At 70.7% G+C, this 16,622-nt stretch carries 15 protein-coding genes; 8 read left to right on the forward strand and 7 right to left on the reverse strand.

Annotation, left to right across the window (positions count from 1 at the left end; translation table 11 throughout):
- On the forward strand, window positions 1-1,119 hold a 1,119-nt coding region (locus ACNFOC_RS19665; protein WP_416960385.1), incomplete at its 5' end, for an oligopeptide/dipeptide ABC transporter ATP-binding protein.
- A 34-nt stretch (window positions 1,120-1,153) separates the two neighbouring features.
- Here the strand turns inward: ACNFOC_RS19665 and ACNFOC_RS19670 are convergent.
- A complete protein-coding gene (locus ACNFOC_RS19670; RefSeq protein WP_416960386.1) occupies window positions 1,154-1,306 on the reverse strand; it encodes a hypothetical protein in 153 nt (50 codons plus the stop codon).
- A 277-nt stretch (window positions 1,307-1,583) separates the two neighbouring features.
- Here ACNFOC_RS19670 and ACNFOC_RS19675 point away from each other — a divergent pair, with 277 nt between their 5' ends.
- Complete coding sequence (locus tag ACNFOC_RS19675; protein ID WP_416960387.1) at window positions 1,584-2,939, forward strand: helix-turn-helix domain-containing protein; 1,356 nt, start codon at window positions 1,584-1,586, stop codon at window positions 2,937-2,939.
- A 441-nt stretch (window positions 2,940-3,380) separates the two neighbouring features.
- Here the strand turns inward: ACNFOC_RS19675 and ACNFOC_RS19680 are convergent, their stop codons facing one another.
- Genes ACNFOC_RS19680 through ACNFOC_RS19700 form a run of 5 tightly spaced genes read right to left on the reverse strand, consistent with a single transcriptional unit; the run spans window position 3,381 to window position 9,972 of the window.
- Window positions 3,381-4,802 (reverse strand): maltokinase N-terminal cap-like domain-containing protein, encoded by a 1,422-nt coding sequence (locus ACNFOC_RS19680; RefSeq protein WP_416960388.1) that lies wholly within the window; start codon window positions 4,800-4,802, stop codon window positions 3,381-3,383.
- Complete coding sequence (locus tag ACNFOC_RS19685; protein ID WP_416960389.1) at window positions 4,799-6,787, reverse strand: alpha-1,4-glucan--maltose-1-phosphate maltosyltransferase; 1,989 nt, start codon at window positions 6,785-6,787, stop codon at window positions 4,799-4,801. Before ACNFOC_RS19685 ends, ACNFOC_RS19680 begins: the two co-directional genes overlap by 4 nt.
- Window positions 6,788-6,814: 27 nt before the next feature.
- Window positions 6,815-7,408, reverse strand: coding sequence for a DJ-1/PfpI family protein (locus tag ACNFOC_RS19690; RefSeq protein ID WP_266865035.1), 594 nt, complete (start codon window positions 7,406-7,408; stop codon window positions 6,815-6,817).
- 5 nt (window positions 7,409-7,413) lie between these two features.
- Window positions 7,414-9,090 carry a thiamine pyrophosphate-binding protein gene (locus ACNFOC_RS19695; RefSeq protein ID WP_416960390.1) on the reverse strand — a complete coding sequence of 559 codons (1,677 nt, stop codon included), beginning with the start codon at window positions 9,088-9,090 and terminating at the stop codon, window positions 7,414-7,416.
- Between the two features lie 42 nt (window positions 9,091-9,132).
- A complete protein-coding gene (locus ACNFOC_RS19700) occupies window positions 9,133-9,972 on the reverse strand; it encodes a type 1 glutamine amidotransferase domain-containing protein (protein WP_416960391.1) in 840 nt (279 codons plus the stop codon).
- Between the two features lie 317 nt (window positions 9,973-10,289).
- Here ACNFOC_RS19700 and ACNFOC_RS19705 point away from each other — a divergent pair, with 317 nt between their 5' ends.
- From ACNFOC_RS19705 to ACNFOC_RS19730, 6 genes are read left to right on the forward strand one after another with little or no spacing between them, the layout of a single operon-like run.
- The gene (locus tag ACNFOC_RS19705; RefSeq protein ID WP_393037104.1) at window positions 10,290-10,703 is read left to right on the forward strand and encodes a hypothetical protein; all 414 of its coding nucleotides are present in this window, start codon (window positions 10,290-10,292) and stop codon (window positions 10,701-10,703) included.
- 25 nt (window positions 10,704-10,728) lie between these two features.
- A complete protein-coding gene (locus ACNFOC_RS19710) occupies window positions 10,729-12,378 on the forward strand; it encodes a GMC family oxidoreductase (RefSeq protein ID WP_416960392.1) in 1,650 nt (549 codons plus the stop codon).
- A gap of 10 nt (window positions 12,379-12,388) precedes the next feature.
- Window positions 12,389-13,207 carry an ester cyclase gene (locus tag ACNFOC_RS19715; RefSeq protein ID WP_416960393.1) on the forward strand — a complete coding sequence of 273 codons (819 nt, stop codon included), beginning with the start codon at window positions 12,389-12,391 and terminating at the stop codon, window positions 13,205-13,207.
- A gap of 41 nt (window positions 13,208-13,248) precedes the next feature.
- Window positions 13,249-13,620, forward strand: a complete 372-nt coding sequence (locus ACNFOC_RS19720; protein WP_416960394.1) for a nuclear transport factor 2 family protein — start codon at window positions 13,249-13,251, stop codon at window positions 13,618-13,620.
- Window positions 13,621-13,625: 5 nt separating this feature from the next.
- Entirely contained in the window at window positions 13,626-14,075 is a 450-nt protein-coding gene (locus ACNFOC_RS19725; RefSeq protein WP_416960395.1) for a VOC family protein, read from the forward strand.
- A gap of 17 nt (window positions 14,076-14,092) precedes the next feature.
- A complete protein-coding gene (locus tag ACNFOC_RS19730) occupies window positions 14,093-14,926 on the forward strand; it encodes an SDR family NAD(P)-dependent oxidoreductase (RefSeq protein WP_416960397.1) in 834 nt (277 codons plus the stop codon).
- A 68-nt stretch (window positions 14,927-14,994) separates the two neighbouring features.
- Here the strand turns inward: ACNFOC_RS19730 and ACNFOC_RS19735 are convergent, their stop codons facing one another.
- Window positions 14,995-16,611 (reverse strand): FAD-binding oxidoreductase, encoded by a 1,617-nt coding sequence (locus ACNFOC_RS19735; protein ID WP_416960398.1) that lies wholly within the window; start codon window positions 16,609-16,611, stop codon window positions 14,995-14,997.
- Window positions 16,612-16,622: the final 11 nt, after the last annotated feature.

Consider the following 16,622-nt stretch of genomic DNA (forward strand, 5'->3'; position numbering starts at 1 on the left):
CCTCGGGCCATGTCGCGGGCCTGCTCGCCGCGTGCTGCCCCCGAACTCGTCCTGCGCGTCACCGGGTTGGCCAAGTCCTACGTCCCGCCCAGCGGCCGGCATCGTCGCGAGCGGGCGGTCGTCGCCGTGGAAGAGGTCGACCTGGAGGTACACCGTGGTGAGACCCTCGCGCTCGTCGGGGAGTCGGGGGCCGGCAAGTCCACGGTGCTCATGGAGATCGTGTCGCTCACGGCACCGGAGACCGGCACCGTGGAGATCCTCGGGCAGGATGCCGCGCGGCTGACGCGGCGTACCGCACGGCTGCTGCGCGGGGCCGTGCAGATCGTGCCGCAGGACCCCATGTCGAGTCTCGATCCGCGGATGCCGGTGGGTGACATCGTTGCCGAACCGCTGTACGCGCGGCGGGTGCCGCGGGACGTCGTGGCGGCGCGGGTGCCGCGGCTGCTCGGGCAGGTGGGGCTGGCGGCGGCGGACGCGGAGCGGTATCCGCATCAGTTCTCCGGGGGGCAGCGGCAGCGGATCGCCATCGCCCGGGCCCTCGCCGTCGAGCCCGCGCTGCTGCTGCTCGACGAACCGGTGTCCGCGCTGGACGTGTCCGTGCAGGCCCAGATCCTGGATCTGCTGCTGCGGCTCAAGCGGGAGTTGGGGCCCGCCTATCTGCTGGTGTCGCACGACCTCGCGGTGGTCCGGCAGATCGCCGACCGGGTGTCGGTGATGTACGCGGGGCGGACCGTGGAGACGGGGCCGGTGGCCGAGGTGTTCGACGCGCCCCGGCATCCCTACGCGCGGGCCCTCCTGTCGGCCGTCCCGCTGCCGGACCCGGTCGCCGAACGCACCCGGCGCCGGATCGTGCTGCCCGGCGACCCCCCGTCCGGTGTCCCGGTCACGGCGGGGTGCCGGTTCCTGGCCCGTTGTCCGGTCGCCGCGCTGCTGACGCCGGGGCGCCGTACGCGGTGTGAGACCGAGATTCCGCGGGCCACTCAGGTCACCGTCGCCGGCACGCACACCGTGGCCTGTCACTTCCCGCACGGCGGAATGCCCTGGCAGCACATACGAACGGACCGGGGGACGTCCGGCCGGCCGTGGAACCAGCCGCCGGACCGTCCACCGGTCCACTGAGCCTGAAGTGCCGTTCGTCCGTACAGGCGTCGCCTCAGCAGCAGGCACCGCTCGCACCGCTGGACTGTGCGATGCCTTCGCGCAGGGGATGGGTGGTGGCACCCGATCCGTTCAACCAGAGTCCGCTCGTCACAAGTCCACCGACGAAGACGACGATTGCTATGAGCGTGAATATTTTGATGCTCATGAAAATCTCCTCTCCGAGCATTTACGGATGACGCGTTGACAAGATGAGTCAACAAGAACTTACTCAATCAGTCAAGTATTAATCTTGCAAAAGACGATCTCGGAAAGCGGAATGCCCTTACCCATATGAAATCTGAATTGGTGTCAATTCAAAAAATGCCAGCCCAGACCACTTCGCGCCAGCGAATCGATCATGTCAACTCCATTGGATCGTCGGCGACTTACTGGTAACGTTGATCTGTCATCCCGGTGGTCATAGCCACCTCCAAGGAGCCCACATGGACCCCCTCGAAAACACGACGACGACAGGGCTGGGCGAGCGCATCCGGCTGCTGCGCGGCAAACGTGGCCTCAAGCAGCAGGATCTGGCGTCCAGCGAGATATCGGCGAGCTACATCTCCTTGATCGAATCCGGCAAGCGCGCCCCCTCGGAGTCGGTGCTCGCCGCGCTCGCGGAGCGCCTCGGCTGCTCCGCGGAGTACCTGCGCAGCGGCCGGGACGACCACGAGCTGGAAGAGGCACGACTGCGGCTGGCCTTCGGCGAGATGGCTTTGCGCAACGGGAGCAACGGCGAGGCGCTGCAAACCCTCAGCGAACTCCTCACCAGGCCCACCCTGCTGGACGTCTCCATGACCCGGCGCGCCCGCATGGGCCAGGCCTCCGCGCTGGAGAAGCTCGACCGCACCGAGGCCGCCATCGCGGTCCTGGAGGAGCTCTACCGCGACCCCGACCTGGCCCCCGGTTCCACCGAGTGGTGCCAGACGGCGGTCGCCCTGTGCCGCTGCTACCGCGACGCCGGCGACATCACGCTCAGCATCGAGATCGGCGAGCGGGCCATGTCCCGGCTGGACGCCCTCGGCCTGGACGTGACGGTCGACCACGTCCAGCTCGGCGCCACGCTCATGGCGTCGTACCACATGCGCGGTGACCTGACCCGGGCCCAGCTCATGGGCGGCAAGCTCCTCGACGCCGCCGAGAAGCAGGGCGCACGGGCCGCGCGGGGCGCCGTGTACTGGAACGCGGGACTGGTGGCCCGCTCCCGAGGCCAGCTGAACGAGGCCATGGCCCTGGTGGAGCGGGCGCTCGCGCTGATGTCCGAGGACGACAACCTGCGCCACCTCGCCATGCTCAAGATGAACTACGGCTCGCTGCTGCTCCAGGTCGACGAGCCCGAACCGGCGCGCGGCAAGCAGCTGTTGGAGGAGGCGCAGCAACTGCTGGCCGAGGTGGGCAACGCGCCGGAGCTGGCCCAGTGCGAGATCGGTCTCGCCGACGCGGACGCGATGCTCGGGCAGTGGGACGAGGCCGCGGCGCACGCCGAGCGCGCCCTCGGGCTGACCGGCACCGAGTCCCGCATCCAGGCCGTCGGCGCCCGGGGCACCCTCGCGGAGATCCAGCTGATGCGCGGCAACTTCGACCAGGCCGCGCAGTATCTCCAGGCCGCCACCCGGCAGTTGCGCCAGTTCCGGCCGTCCCACCAGGTGGCTCTCAACTGGCGTTACCTGGGCGACTTGTGGAAGCGGCAGGGCAACACCGCCGAGGCCCTCAAGGCGTACGACCGGGCCCTGTCGGCCGCCGGCATGGCACCGCACCGCGACCACAGCCAGATCTTCACCGAGCACCACCGTTCCTGAGCTCCCGGCCGTTTTCCCGAATCCGACCGAGTTCCCTGCCTTCCAGGCGGAGTTCACCTCGCGGGCAGTCCCGCGCAAAGGCACAGACCTTTGGCTGTCACCCCTGGTAAAGGCATGGACCATTCGACGTCGAACAGACCGGCGGAGCAGGCCGCCCGGTTCCGTTTCCGGCCGGATCCGAGCCCTCCGAACCCCCCGCCTGGACGTGTGTCCGGGCCGGGGGGTTCATCGTGTCTCCGGTCGGGGAGGGGGCGGGTGCCCGGCGGCGAGCCGTTGAACCGCGCTGAATTACCGCGCCATCCGCCGGCACAAGGCCTCCAGAACAGCGCTCCCTTTTCCGTCGCGTGAATTCCCGCCGCGCACCGCCGACGGGAATTCCGAAATACGGCCCGGGTTCTCAATTCCCGGTCGACGCAAGGGAATTCCCGGCGGCAGCGGCCGTCAGCGGGAGGTGTTCGCCAGCCGGTGCACGGCGGCGAGCGGGATCGGCAGCCGGTCGGGGCGGAGCCGGGATTCGTACACGGCCTCGTAGACGGCCTTGTCCGCCTCGAAGGCGCGCAGCACCACGGGCCGGCAGTGCGGGTCCTCTCGGCCGGCCGACGCGTAGCCCTCGATGAACGCGCGGCGGTTGCGCACCGCCCACGCGGACGCCCGCCGTCGCCGGCGCAGCCGACGCGCGGGCGAGCCGTCCTCGGGATCGGCGGACTCCAGGCCGGCCAGGCCGGTGCGGGCCGCGTAGTCGAAGGAGCGCAGCATGCCGGCGACATCCCGCAACACCGGCTGCGGGAGGGCGCGTTCGGCGGCGGTGCGGGCCGGTTCGCCCTCGAAGTCGACGATCCGCCAGCCGTCGGCGGTGCGCAGCGCCTGGCCCAGGTGCAGATCGCCGTGGGTGCGCTGGGCGAAGACGGGGTTGCCGCGCCCGGCGACCCGGGCGTAGTCGTCGAAGAGGGCGCCGATCCGGGTGGTGTAGCGGGCCAGCGCCGGTACCTCCTCGGCGGCCTCCTTGAGCCGCATGTTCATCCCCGCCGCCTCCTCGGCCACGTCCTGCGCGGTGAGCCGGCTGCGGCCGAAGGCCTTGTCCAGCGCGCCGTGCACCTCGGCGACGGCCCGGCCCAGGCTGCGGGCGTGCGGGGTGAATCCGCCGCTCGCCGGTACGCCGCGGCACACGTCGTCCATGCAGTCGCTCGCGTGCCGTACCGCCTCCTCCCAGCCGTCCTGGGCGTCGGGAAGGAACTCCTCGACGAGGCCGAGCACCAATCCCTCCGCGCCGGGGGCGTCGCTGTGCAGGGCGCCGTAGAGGCGGGGTGTGCGGGCGCAGTGCTCCTGGGTGAGGGCGTGCAGCGCCTCGACCTCGGTGTGCGGGCCGGGTTCGGGGCGGCGGAAGATCTTGAGGAGGATCTGGCCGCCGTACGCCACCGCCGTGTTGCTCATCTCGACGTCGAGCGGGTGGGGCACGAGGCCGACGGGGAGCGGGTAGCGGCCGGTGCGTTCGAGGCGGGGGCCGGGGCCCGCGCCGCCGCCCGCCAGCTTGCGCAGCAGCAGTCCGAGGAGGGCGCCGTCGGCGAGGGCGTCGTAGACCCGCCAGCCCTGCCAGGGGCCGGCCGGGACGGTGGTGATCGCGGCGGGTTCGAGGCGGGTGGGGAGCTCGGGGCGCAGGCCGAGCAGGAGTTGGTAGTGCAGGGTCTGTCCGTCGGGGCGGTGGGCCGAGACCACGGCGTGCAGCAGCAGGGGCGGCTCGTCGCCGAGGACGGAGGCCGCGCGGGCTTCGAGGCGGGCCCCGGTGAAGCGGGCGTCGAACCAGCGGCGTCCCTCCAGCCAGGGTCCGAGGGCCGGGAGCAGGGGTGTGAGGATGCCGTCGCTCATGATCCCTCCGCGGGTGTGAGCACGTGCGCGACCTGGTGGGCCGGATCGAGGCGTACGTAGGTGGACTCGCCCCAGGCGTAGGTCTCACCGGTGAGTTCGTCGCGCAGCTTGAGCGTGCCGTGGGGGGACAGGCCGAGGGCGGCCGGGTCGCAGGTGACGGTGGCCTCGTGGGCGTGGTGCGGGTCGAGGTTGACGATCACGAGCACCAAGTCGCCGCCACCGTCCGGTAGTTCGACGCTCTTGGTGTAGGCGAGGATCTGGTCGGAGTCGGTGCTCTGGAGGCGCAGGTTGCGCAACTCCTGGAGGGCCGGGTGCAGTCGGCGGAGCCGGTTGAGGAGAGTGATCAGGGGCGTGATGGTGCGACCCTCGGCCTCCGCAAGTGCCCAGTCCCGGGGCCTGAGTTGATACTTCTCCGAGGCGAGGTAGTCCTCGGTGCCCTCCGCCAGCGGAGTGTTCTCGCAGAGTTCGTAGCCGGCGTAGACGCCCCAGCTCGGGGCGGCGGTCGCGGCGAGCACCGCCCGCACCTCGAAGGCGGGTCTGCCGCCGTGCTGGAGGTAGGCGTGCAGGATGTCGGGGGTGTTCACGAACAGGTTGGGGCGCATGAAGTCCGCGCTGTCCTGGGCGAGTTCGGGCAGGTACTCGGTCAGCTCCGCCTTGGTGTTCTTCCAGGTGAAGTAGGTGTACGACTGCTGGAAACCGGCCTGCGCCAGCGCGTGCACCATCGCCCGCCGGGTGAACGCCTCGGCCAGGAACAGCACATCGGGGTCGGTGGCGTTCACCTCCGCGATCAACCACTCCCAGAACTGCACCGGTTTGGTGTGCGGGTTGTCCACGCGGAAGATGCGCACGCCCAGGTCCATCCAGTGCCGTACGACGCGCAGCGCCTCGGCGTACAGACCCTCGGGGTCGCCGTCGAAGTCGAGTTGGTGGATGTCCTCGTACGTCTTGGGCGGGTTCTCGGCGTAGGCGATGGAGCCGTCGGCGCGGTGGTGGAACCACTCGGGGTGCTCGGTGAGCCAGGGGTGGTCCGGGGAGCACTGGAGGGCGAGGTCCAGGGCGACTTCGAGGCCCAACTCCCGGGCGGTGGACACGAAGTGGCGGAAGTCGTCCTCGGTGCCGAGGTCGGGGTGGATGGCGTCGTGGCCGCCGTGCCGGGAGCCGATGGCCCAGGGCGAACCGACGTCGTCGGGGCCCGCGTGCAGCGTGTTGTTCGCGCCCTTGCGATGGGTCGTGCCGATCGGGTGGACCGGCGGAAGGTACACGACGTCGAAGCCCATCGCGGCGACGGCGGGCAGCCGCTCGGCGGCACTCCGCAGCGTGCCGCCGACCGGGCGGCTGCCCGCCTGGACCACCGCTCCCTCCGAGCGCGGGAACAGCTCATACCAGGAGCCGACGAGGGCGCGCCGGCGTTCGACGCGCAGGGGCAGGGGCCGGGAGGCGGTGACGAGGTCACGCAGCGCGTAGCGCCCCAGGGCGGCCGTCACCCGGGGGGTGGTGACGGCGGACAGCCGGGCCGGAGGGGGGCCCAGGGTGTCACGGAGCATGGCCGCGGCCGCGGTGACCGCCTCCCGGCGGTCCGATGCGGTGATGCCGAGCGCCGCCCGTTCATGCAGCAACGCGCCCTCGGCAAGGGTGAGTTCGGTGTCGACGTCCGCCTCGACCTTCAGCGTGGCGTCGTGCCGCCAGCTCTCCAGCGGGTCGGCCCAGGCCTCGACGCGGAAGGTCCAGGGACCCTCCGTGTCAGGGACCACGGTCGCCTGCCAGCGGTCGGCGTCCTCGTCGACGAGGGTCATCGGGACCCGGTGGGCGGGCCGCCCCGCGGGGTCGTGCAGGACGACGTCCGCGGCGACGGCGCCGTGGCCCTCGCGGAAGACGGTGGCCGTGATGTCGAGGTGCTCCCCCGTCACGGCCTTGGCGGGCAACTCCCCGTCCCGCACGCGTGGTTGGATGTCGAGGACGGGGATGCGCCCGGTCACCGGTGTCATGGTCGACTCCTCCCCGCTCGGATCCCGTCAGCGCAGCCCGGTCGGGGCCGGCGTCCGGGCTGCGAGCAGGTCGATGATGGTCCGTGCGAAGAGGTGGCAGTGGTTGCCGGTGCGGCCGGTGACCAGGTCGTCGTGGATGACGACGTCCTGGTCGACGTACTCGCCGCCCATGTTGCGCAGATCGCCCAGCAGGTTGTTGTGCACCACCGCGCGCCTGCCCTGCATCAGGCCCTGCACGGGCGCCGCGAGCCACATGCCGTGGCAGATGATGCCCTTGAGGATCGCCGGGTCGGCGAACGCACGGCGCAGGAACTGGCTGGCGGGCGGCAGCAGTTGGGGGTCCTCGGTGAAGCGCAGCCGGTCGGCGACCATTCCGGAGGGGACGATGACCGCCGAGTACTCCTTCAGCGCGAACTCGTCGAGGTCCTCGAAGGACTCGGTGACCTCGAAGGGCATGCGGTGCTCATGGCCCTGGAAGGTCATCTGCTCGTTGCCCCACAGCCGGGACAGGAAGTGGACCTCGGCTCCCTCCTCGGGGAAGCGGTAGCGGTAGTAGAGGATCTCGGGCTCGTAGAAGTCGCTCTCCATCAGGACAGCGATCTTGTGACCGGAGAGTCGCACGGCGGCTACCCCTTCCCCTTCGCGGTGACCAGGTCGATGAGGAACGGCCCGCGGTGCGCGAGCGCCTGCGCGACCGCCTCCTCCGCCTGCCCGGGCTTCTCGACCCGGACGGCGGCCACGCCGAGCGAGCCGGCGAGGGAGACGAAGTCGACGGCCGGGCTGCTCAGGTCGAAGATCTCGGGCTGTTCGTGGGCGGGGATGTGCTGGTCCCGCCAGTACTCCTCGATGTTGTCCTCGAGGAGCTGGTAGCTGCCGTTGTTGCAGATGACGAACTTGGTGGGGAGGCCGTAGCGGGCCGCCGTCCACAGTGCCTGGAAGGTGTACATGCTGCCGCCGTCGCCGGTGAAGCCGACCACCGTGCGGTCGGGGTGGGCGAGTTGGGCGCCCAGCGCGCCGGGGATGCCGACGCCGAGGGAGCCGCCGCGGGTCTGCATCCACTGGCCCGGCACGGTCGGCGCGAGCCGGCGGAAGAGCGCCGGGGACGCCGTCAGCGCCTCGTCGAAGAGGATCGCGTCCGCCGGCAGCCGGCGGGCGAACTCCTTGGCGAGGGCGATGGTGGGCAGTTCCAGGGCGTCGGCCGCTGCCTCGGCCCGTTCGTCGGCCTTGGCGAGCGCGGCCGAGCGCTGCGCGGCGTGCCGGCGCAGCCGCTCGACCGCCGCCGTGCGCCGGCCCAGGCCCATCGCCCGGCCCAGCGCGTCCGCGAGGAGACCCAGGGTGGCCTTCGGGTCGGCGACGATGCCGAGGTCGACGGGGTGGTTCTTGGCGATCGCGCCGGAGTCGAGGTCGATGTGCACGACCGGGACGCCCGCCCCGAAGACGCCGTCGAGCGCCGGGTACACCTCGGGCAGCGCGTAGGTGCCCACGATGAGGACGCCGTCGGCGGCGCCGGTGATCTTCCGGCTCTGCTCGCCGAACATGTGGCCCAACTGGCCCGCGTAGGCGGGGTGTTCGACGGAGAGGTTGACCTCGGCCCAGTCCGCGCCGTACACGTCGGCGCCCCACACCTCGGCCAGTCGCCCCAACTCGGCCTGGGCGCCCGCGAAGTGGACACCATCACCGGCGATGACGAGCGGTTTGCGCGCGTCGGCGAGCAGGGCCGCGGCCTTCGCCACGGTGTCCGGGGCCGGCAGGCTACGGGTCTCCGGGTAGGACACGGGCGCCACCGGTTCGGCGGTCTCGTGGTCCATCACGTCGGCGGGCAGCACGACCAGCACCGGACCGTACGGCGGGGTCGCGGCGACTTTGAAGGCGCGGCGCAGGACTCGCAGCGTGGAGTCGGGGTCGACCACGCGGGTGGCCCACTTGGTCACCGGCCTGGCCATGCCGACCAGGTCGGCGGCCATCTGCGCGTCCATGCTGTCGTAGCGCAGTCCGGACTCTCCTACCAGGGTGACGATCGGGGCGTGGCCGCGCATCGCCTGGTAGAGCATGCCGATGCCGTTGCCGAGCCCGACTCCGGAGTGGAGTTGCAGGACCGCCGGAGTGCGGGTGGCGCGTGCGTAGCCGTCCGCCATGCCGACGGCCGTGCACTCCTGGAGGGCCAGGATGTACTGGATCGAGGGGAAGGAGCGCAGTTCGTCGAGGAACCCCTGCTCGACCGTGCCGGGGTTGCCGAACATGAACCGGACCCCTTCGGCCTGCAGTTGTTCGAGCAGCGCGATCCGCGCGGGCCTGCTGTCCATCGTGTGCTCACCTCTCGTCGGAGCAAAGGGCGTCGGGCGGCCTCAGGCGGTCGCCGTGAACCCCCACTGCCGCAGGCCCTCTTCGAGGACCTCGACGGTCTTCTGTCCGGTCAGGTAGGAGTCGGGCGTCGAACGGCCCGTGATGAACGGGTAGTCGACGATGACGGAGGTCGTCTTGCCGAAGTTCCCGTGGTAGGCGCCGCCGGGTGCGGTGGCGTCGCGCAGGATGTACTCCAGCGGATACGGAGGCGGCCCCATCACGAAGTCGGTGCCGAGGAAGCCAGTGCCGTCCTTGTAGTCGTACTCGATGCAGTGGCCGGTGACGTGCTTGCCGCGGATGAGGGACTGGCGGGTCTCCTGGTCGCGGGCGAAGGCGAGGCAGGCGACGCCGTAGCACTCGGCGGCGATCGGCCGGTCCAGTGCGTGGAAGGCGAGGATCAGGTCGTGGACGCGCCAGTTGTTGGCGAGGTCGACGATCGGTCCGCTGCCGCCGACGATCAGCAGCGCGTCGTAGCGGTCGGCGATCTGTGAACGCACCTGCTCCAGCCGGGTGTTGTAGGCCTCCCAGTCGCGCAGGAAGTACGGCTTGGACCGGTAGGGCCGGTCGGGCAGCCAGGACGACAGGTCGAGGGGGTTGTCGAGCCGGTCCGAGGCCTCGACCTTGCGTACCTTGTCCGCCGTCTCGGGCGTGGTGACGGAGCGGCCGAGCGGCGGGTCGACGTACTCGGGGTCCATGCTCGGCGGCAGCGCGTGCGGGCGCTTGCCGGTCGCGGTGGCGAAGGTGAGGTGGTAGCCGGCCTGGTCGAAGGTCTCCAGGGGTCCGATCAACTCCTCACCCCAGTAGCCGTATTCGGACAGGACGACCAGAATGCGCTTGCTCATGGGGTTCCTCCCGTTCGGCGGGACGGTGCCGACTGGCGGATTCCTGTGTACGTCGGCGGAGTTCGCGCCGGTCGTCGGCGGGGCCCGGGTCGCGGCACATCCCCAAGTGGCCGAACGCACTACGGCATGTCCTGGCCATCGATCTTCGACCGGTGAACTCGGCGGCGTACGGCGTGAGTTGCCGCAGCTCTCGCCGCGACTTCGCACAGTGCGGCCGCTCCTGCGCACGAGCGGCCGGGGCGGGCGCGGTTGTGGGGTCATCGGACGTGTGTCGCTTCCGGACCCCGGGAGCGGAACCCCGATGAGCGGAGACTTTCATGCCGAGCGAACAGACCGGCTCCGACCGGGAGATCGCCGAGTTCGTGCAGCGCTGGTACGACCTGCTGAGCGAGCACGCGCCGGTCGAGGAGCTGCTGCCCTTCGTCGCCGACAAGGGCCTGGTGATGGCCTTCCCGGAGCGGACCCTGTACAGCCACGCGGACTTCGTGGACTGGTACGCGGCCGTGGGCGTGGCGTTCAGCGACCAGAGCCACACCGTCGAGGAGCTCACCTCCCACGAGGACGGCACCCGTATCGACCTCGACGTGCGGGTGGTGTGGACCGCCAAGTCGTCGGCCGACGGCACCGTCTCGTCCTTCCGGATCAACCAGAAGTGGCAGTTGGAACGGTCCACACCGGGTGCCCGTCCGCTGATCGTCGACTACCGGGTCGGCGAGCCGGCCGCCATCTGATCCCCGACACCTTTTGGAGGCTGTCATGCCGTCGAAGTCGGTGCCCCTCGGGGCCGATTACATCGTCGTCGGCGCCGGCTCGGCCGGCTGCGCGGTCGCGGCCCGGCTGAGCGAGGACCCGTCCGTGAGCGTGGTCCTGCTGGAGGCGGGCGGCTGGGACGAGCGCCCCGAGATCCACCGGGCCGACGCGGCCTCGGTCCTCTCGCTGCTCACCGCCGAGTGGCGGAGCGAGATCGACTGGGGCTACGTCACCGAGTCCGAGGCGGGCATGGAGGGCCGCCGTGTCCCCGTGGCCCGTGGCAAGGTCGTCGGCGGGTGCAGTTCCGTCAACGCCCTGATGTGGGTGCGCGGCAGCCGCCACGACTACACCCGCTGGGTCGCCGAGGGCGCCACCGGATGGTCCTACGACGACGTCCTGCCGTTCTTCCGTCAGGCCGAGGACTACTCGGGCGGCGCCGACGAGTTCCGCGGCGCGGGCGGTCCCGTCCGGGTGCGGCAGCTCGACCGGCCCGCGCCGATCGCGCGGGCGTTCGTGGCGAGCGCCGGCGAACTCGGGTACGCCACGGACACCGACGGCGACTACAACGGCGCCCGGCAGGAGGGCTTCGGCTTCCTGTACCAGACGTTCCGCGACGACGCGGGCCACCGGTGCAGCACCGCCGACGCCTATCTGCGCCCGGCCTTGGACCGCTCCAACCTGACCGTACTCACCAGCACCCTGGTCACCCGGCTGCTGCTGGACGGGACGCGGGTCACGGGCATCGAGTACGTCCAGGACGGCACCCGGCGTCAGTTGCGCGCCGAGGGTGAAGTCATCGTGTCCGCCGGGGCGTTCGAGACGCCGAAGCTGCTCATGCTGTCCGGGATCGGCCCGGCCGCGCACCTGCGGGAGCACGGCATCCGCTGCGTCCAGGACCTGCCGAGCGTCGGCGCGGGACTCCAGGACCACCTGTTCGTGCCGATCTGCTACCAGTCACTCCAGGAGCACCCGGACGGGGCACTGCTGTCCGAGGCCGGGCTGTTCACCCACACCCGCGAGGCCGGTCCCGAGGACTCCCCCGACCTCCAATTCACCTTCGGTCCCATCAAGTTCCTGCCGGCCGACGCCCCCGCCGACCAGTGGGAGGGCCCCGGCTTCACCTTCGCGCCGATCGCGCTGCGCCCGCAGAGTCGGGGCCGGATACGGCTACGCGACGCCAGCCCGGAATCCAACGCCGTCGTCAGCGCCGGCTACCTCACCTCCACCGCCGACCTCGACGTTCTCGTCCACGGTGTCGAGCTGGCCCGCGAGTTGGCCGCCACCCGGGCCTTCGACCCGTTCCGCGGCGACGAGTTGGGACCCGGCAAGGACATCACCGGGCCCGAGGAGCTGCGCGGGTACGTCGCCGCGAACGCGACCACCCTGTGGCACCCGGCCGGCACCTGCCGGATGGGCACGGGCGCGGACGCCGTCACGGACCCGGAGCTGCGCGTGCACGGCATCGCGGGGCTGCGGATCGCGGACGCGTCGGTGATGCCGTCGATCACCGCGGGCAACACGCACGCGCCCTCCGTGATGATCGGCGAACGCGCGGCGGCGTTCGTCCGCGAGGCCGCCGTCCCGTCCCGGTCCGCTCCTTCGGAGTCCGTGCCGTCTCTCTCCCAACCGTCCCTGTCCGACGTCCACTTGAGCTAGGGGATGCAGCATGTCCGACCTCGACCAGTCCCAGCAGGAGAACCTGAAGCTGTACCGGCGCTTCCTCGACGCGTTCAACTCCGGCGACCTGGCGGAGATCCCCCGGGTCATCGCCGCCGACTTCACCGACCACCACCCCGGGTTCGACATCACCGGCCTCGACTCCTACCTGGAGGCGCTGCGCGGTGCCTACAACTCCCTTGATCTGAAAGGTGAGTTGGAGGAGCTGTCGGCGCTCGGCGACGACCGGGTCCTGTCCCGGGTCAAACTGACCGGCACGCACCTCGCGCCACTGCTCGGCTTCCCGGCCACGGGCCGCAAGGTGGAGTGGTCCACCACCGAGATCTGGCGGGTCGAGAACGGCCTGTTCGTGGAGCGCTGGGCGCAGGACGACATGCTCGGCCTGCGCGAGCAGATCTCCTCGGACGCCTCGAACCTGGCCGTCGTCCAGCAGGTCAGCGACGCCGTCAACCACCGCCGCCTGGACGACCTCGACGACCTGTTCGGGCCGACGTTCCACGACAACAACCCGGCGTGGAGCTGCGAGAGCCTGGAGGAGCTGAAGGGGATCATCCAGGGCGCGTACGACGGGCTCGACTTCTCCGTGCACCTCGACGCGCTCTACCCCGCCTCGCCCGACAAGGTGATCATGCACATCACCTTCCACGGCAAGCACATCGCCCCGTTCTTCGGCCAGGAGCCGACCGGCAAGGAGGTCTCCTGGACCAGCCTGGAGGTCTACCGGCTGGAGGACGGCAAGGTCGTCGAACGCTGGGTGCAGGCCGACACGACCGGTCTGATGCGCCAGGTCGGCGTCCCTCTCCCCTGATCGATCCCGTACCCCGGAACAGCCACAGAAAGGACGGGCGCATGGACACCCGAGAAGTGGTCGACACGTACTACCGGCTGGCCAACTCCGGCGAGTGGGACGCCTGGTGCGACCTGTTCGCCGCCGACCAGACCATGGACGAGCAGCTGGCCGGACATGTCGAGGGCCGCGAGACCCTCCGGGAGATGATGAAGGGCTTCCCGGAGATGTACGCCTCCTTCGCCAACGTCCCCCGGCACGTGGTCGTGGACGGCGAGCAGGCAGCGGTGGTCTCCGACATCACCGGCCGCACCCACGACGGCATCACCGTCGAGGCCAAGGTGTGCAACTACTTCCGCGTCACCGGCGGCCTCATCACGTACTTCGCGAACTTCCACGACAGCGTGCCGTTCGCCCCGGTCACCGGGAAGTGAGCGCGATGACGACCACTGCCCCGGCCGGCCTGCGCTGGTCGCACGTCGGCCTCAACTGCCGTGACCAGAAGGCCACGGAGGACTTCTACACCCGGCACTTCGGGTTCGCCCGGGCCCGGGTGGTGGAGGCCGACGGGGTCCGCGTGGTGTTCCTGCGCAACGGCCCCGTCTATCTGGAGCTGTTCGCGACCGACGCGGACGCCCTGTTCACCACGGCGAAGGACGGCCCGGCCAACCCCGGCACGGCACGCCATCTCGCGTTCCAGGTCGACGACGTGGACGCGTTCCTCGCCGCAGCCAGCGGCGAACTGGAGCCGCTGCTCGGCCCGTTGACCTTCGACGAGTTCATCCCCGGCTGGAAGACGGTGTGGGTGTCCGACCCGGACGGCATCGTGCTGGAGGTCAGCCAGGGATACACCGATCAGTCCACCGACGAACTGGCCACATACGCCTGACAGGAGAGTCCCCCACCATGAGGCCCGTCCCCGACCAGACCATCCTCCTCACCGGCGCCACCGACGGCATGGGCCGTGAGCTGGCCCGTGAACTCGCCGCGCAGGGGGCATCGTTGATCCTGCACGGCCGCAGCGCGACCAAGGGCGCGGAGCTGCTGGCCGAACTGCGCGCGTCCACCGGCAACGAGCGGCTGAGCTACGAGCTGGCCGACTTCTCCTCGCTGGAGGACATCCGCAAGCTCGGCGACCGGATCCTCTCCACGCACGACCGGCTCGACGCGCTGGTGAACAACGCCGGCATCGGGGTCGAGCTGGCCCGCCAGGAGAGCCAGGACGGCCTGGAACTCACCTTCCAGGTCGACTACTTGGCGGCCTACATGCTCAGCTGCCGGCTCGCGCCGCTGCTGGTCCGCTCGGCCCCGGCCCGCATCGTGAACGTCAGCTCCGCGGGCCAGGCGCCGATCAACTTCCGTGACGTCATGCTGGAGCGGAACTGGGACGGGGTGCAGGCCTACTGCCAGGCGAAGCTCGCCCAGATCAGCCTGACCTTCGACCTGGCCGAGCGGCTGCGCGGCACCGGGGTGACGGCCAACGCCCTGCACCCGGCGTCGTACATGCCGACGAAGATGGTGGTGAACCTGTTCACCCCGCAGAGTTCGGTCGAGGAGGGCGTACACAGCACCCTGCGCATGATCACCGACCCCTCCCTCGACGACGTCACCGGCGCCTACTTCAACCGCACCCAGCGCTCCCGCGCGGGCGCCCAGGCCTACGACGAGCGCGACCGCGCCCGGCTGCGCGCGCTGAGCGAGTCGCTGACCGGGGTGAGCTTCCCGGCCGAGCTGGTCTGACCCCGCGCTGGGCGACACCGAGCCCCCGCCTCGTGCACGCGAGGCGGGGGCTTCGTGGTGTGCGGGTGCTAGCCAGCGGTGACGGACAGCTTGTGGTGGAACACGTTGCCCGGGTCCCAAGTGGCCTTCACCCGCTGCAACTTGGCGAGGTTGCCCTTGAAGTACAGGGTCTGCCAGGGCACGCCGGAGGTGTTCCAGGCCGGGTCGGTGAGGTCGGTGTCGGGGTAGTTGATGTACGAGCCGTCGTTGGTGTCGTCCGGCACCGGGACCCCACCCGTGTCCGCGTACAGGTCGCGGTACAGGGCGCGCATCCAGGCCACGTGCCGGTCGTCCTGGGCCGCATCCGGCCAGTACGTCGTGAAATTGGCCTTGAGGACCGAGTCCCGCTGGGCCAGCGCGGTGGCCGTGGGCGACACGGTGTTGACCTTGCCGCCGTAGGAGTAGAGCAGGATGCCGGCGTGCCCGTCGTAGGCGGCGTCGGAGAGATAGCCGTAGAGCGTCTTCGCCTGTGCGGCGGACCAACCCTGGCGCAGATAGGCGCCCTTGGACTTCGTGCGGTTGTAAAGACCGGTGTCGTAAGGGTCTTTGAGGGTGGTCTTGAGCCAGGGCCAGGAAGAGCGGGCATCGGTGTACGGCACTCCGATGCCGCCGGTGACCGCGGCGACGTAGGCGTCGAGGAGGGCCGAGGCGTCCGAACGGGTGTCGTCTATCTGGGTGTTGAGGACGAGGCTGCCTTGGACGCGGTTGTAGAGGATCAGGACGCTGTGGAGGCTGTCGTAGGAGGAGCCGGCGACGCTGTTGCGGGCGTGCCAGGCGCCGTGGTTCGCGATCAGCGCGGTGAAGGCCGCCTCCGTGAGGTCGCTCCACTTGATGGCGACCGTCGACTTCAGCAGGGTCTTCGGCGGTCTGGGCAGCAGGGTGGAGGGGTCCGTGCCGGTGGCGTCCGGGGCGCGGAACCAGTAGCGCGTGACGATGCCGAAGGTGCCCCCGCCGCCGCCCGTCTGGGCCCACCACAGGTCGCGGTGCGGGTCGTCGGCCTCGCGGGTGGCGACGACGGCACGGGCGGTGCCGGAGGCGTCGACCACGACGACCTCGACGGCGTAGAGGTGGTCGACGACGGCGCCGTACTGGCGGCACATCGCACCGTATCCGCCACCGGTGACGTGTCCGCCGACGCCGACGGTCGGGCAGGTCCCGCCGGGCAGGGACACGCCCCACTCCAGGTACAGGGTGCGGTAGACGTGGCCGAGGGTGGCGCCGCCCTCGACGAGGAAGGCGCGGCGTGCGGGGTCGTGGCGGACCGCGTCCATCTCGGACATGTCGACGAGTATCCGTACGCCGGGGTCGTCGACGAGCGAGTCGAGGCAGTGCCCGCCGCCGCGTACGCCGATGCGTTTGCCGGCGTCGACCGCCTCCTGGACGACGGACACCACCTGCGCGGTGGTGTGGACGAGGCGTATCGAGTCGGGGGCGGCGGTGAATCTCGCGTTGTAGCCGCGGGACGTGAGGTCGAGATAGCGGGGGTCCGATGCTCCTACGGTGACCGCGGCGGGGGTGGTGGCGTCGGCGGCCAGGGCGCGGGTGGGGACCATGGCCGCGCCGATGCCTACGGCGGTCGCGGTGCCGAGGAGGCCGCGCCGGGTGAGACCGGCGGACGGGCGTCGGTCGGGTTGCTGTCGTGCCACTGCTGTCTCCT

The sequence above is a fragment of the Streptomyces colwelliae genome, from assembly GCF_048158785.1.
GTDB lineage: Bacteria > Actinomycetota > Actinomycetes > Streptomycetales > Streptomycetaceae > Streptomyces.

What these genes read in the sequence shown, in the direction of transcription:
- ACNFOC_RS19725 (WP_416960395.1), top strand. Translation starts at nt 13,626, where the DNA reads ATGACGACCACTGCCCCGGCCGGCCTGCGCTGGTCGCACGTCGGCCTC.
- ACNFOC_RS19715 (WP_416960393.1), top strand. Translation starts at nt 12,389, where the DNA reads ATGTCCGACCTCGACCAGTCCCAGCAGGAGAACCTGAAGCTGTACCGG.
- ACNFOC_RS19680 (WP_416960388.1), bottom strand. Translation starts at nt 4,802, where the DNA reads ATGAGCGACGGCATCCTCACACCCCTGCTCCCGGCCCTCGGACCCTGG.
- ACNFOC_RS19700 (WP_416960391.1), bottom strand. Translation starts at nt 9,972, where the DNA reads ATGAGCAAGCGCATTCTGGTCGTCCTGTCCGAATACGGCTACTGGGGT.
- ACNFOC_RS19695 (WP_416960390.1), bottom strand. Translation starts at nt 9,090, where the DNA reads ATGGACAGCAGGCCCGCGCGGATCGCGCTGCTCGAACAACTGCAGGCC.
- ACNFOC_RS19710 (WP_416960392.1), top strand. Translation starts at nt 10,729, where the DNA reads ATGCCGTCGAAGTCGGTGCCCCTCGGGGCCGATTACATCGTCGTCGGC.
- ACNFOC_RS19685 (WP_416960389.1), bottom strand. Translation starts at nt 6,787, where the DNA reads ATGACACCGGTGACCGGGCGCATCCCCGTCCTCGACATCCAACCACGC.
- ACNFOC_RS19675 (WP_416960387.1), top strand. Translation starts at nt 1,584, where the DNA reads ATGGACCCCCTCGAAAACACGACGACGACAGGGCTGGGCGAGCGCATC.
- ACNFOC_RS19670 (WP_416960386.1), bottom strand. Translation starts at nt 1,306, where the DNA reads ATGAGCATCAAAATATTCACGCTCATAGCAATCGTCGTCTTCGTCGGT.
- ACNFOC_RS19705 (WP_393037104.1), top strand. Translation starts at nt 10,290, where the DNA reads ATGCCGAGCGAACAGACCGGCTCCGACCGGGAGATCGCCGAGTTCGTG.
- ACNFOC_RS19720 (WP_416960394.1), top strand. Translation starts at nt 13,249, where the DNA reads ATGGACACCCGAGAAGTGGTCGACACGTACTACCGGCTGGCCAACTCC.
- ACNFOC_RS19730 (WP_416960397.1), top strand. Translation starts at nt 14,093, where the DNA reads ATGAGGCCCGTCCCCGACCAGACCATCCTCCTCACCGGCGCCACCGAC.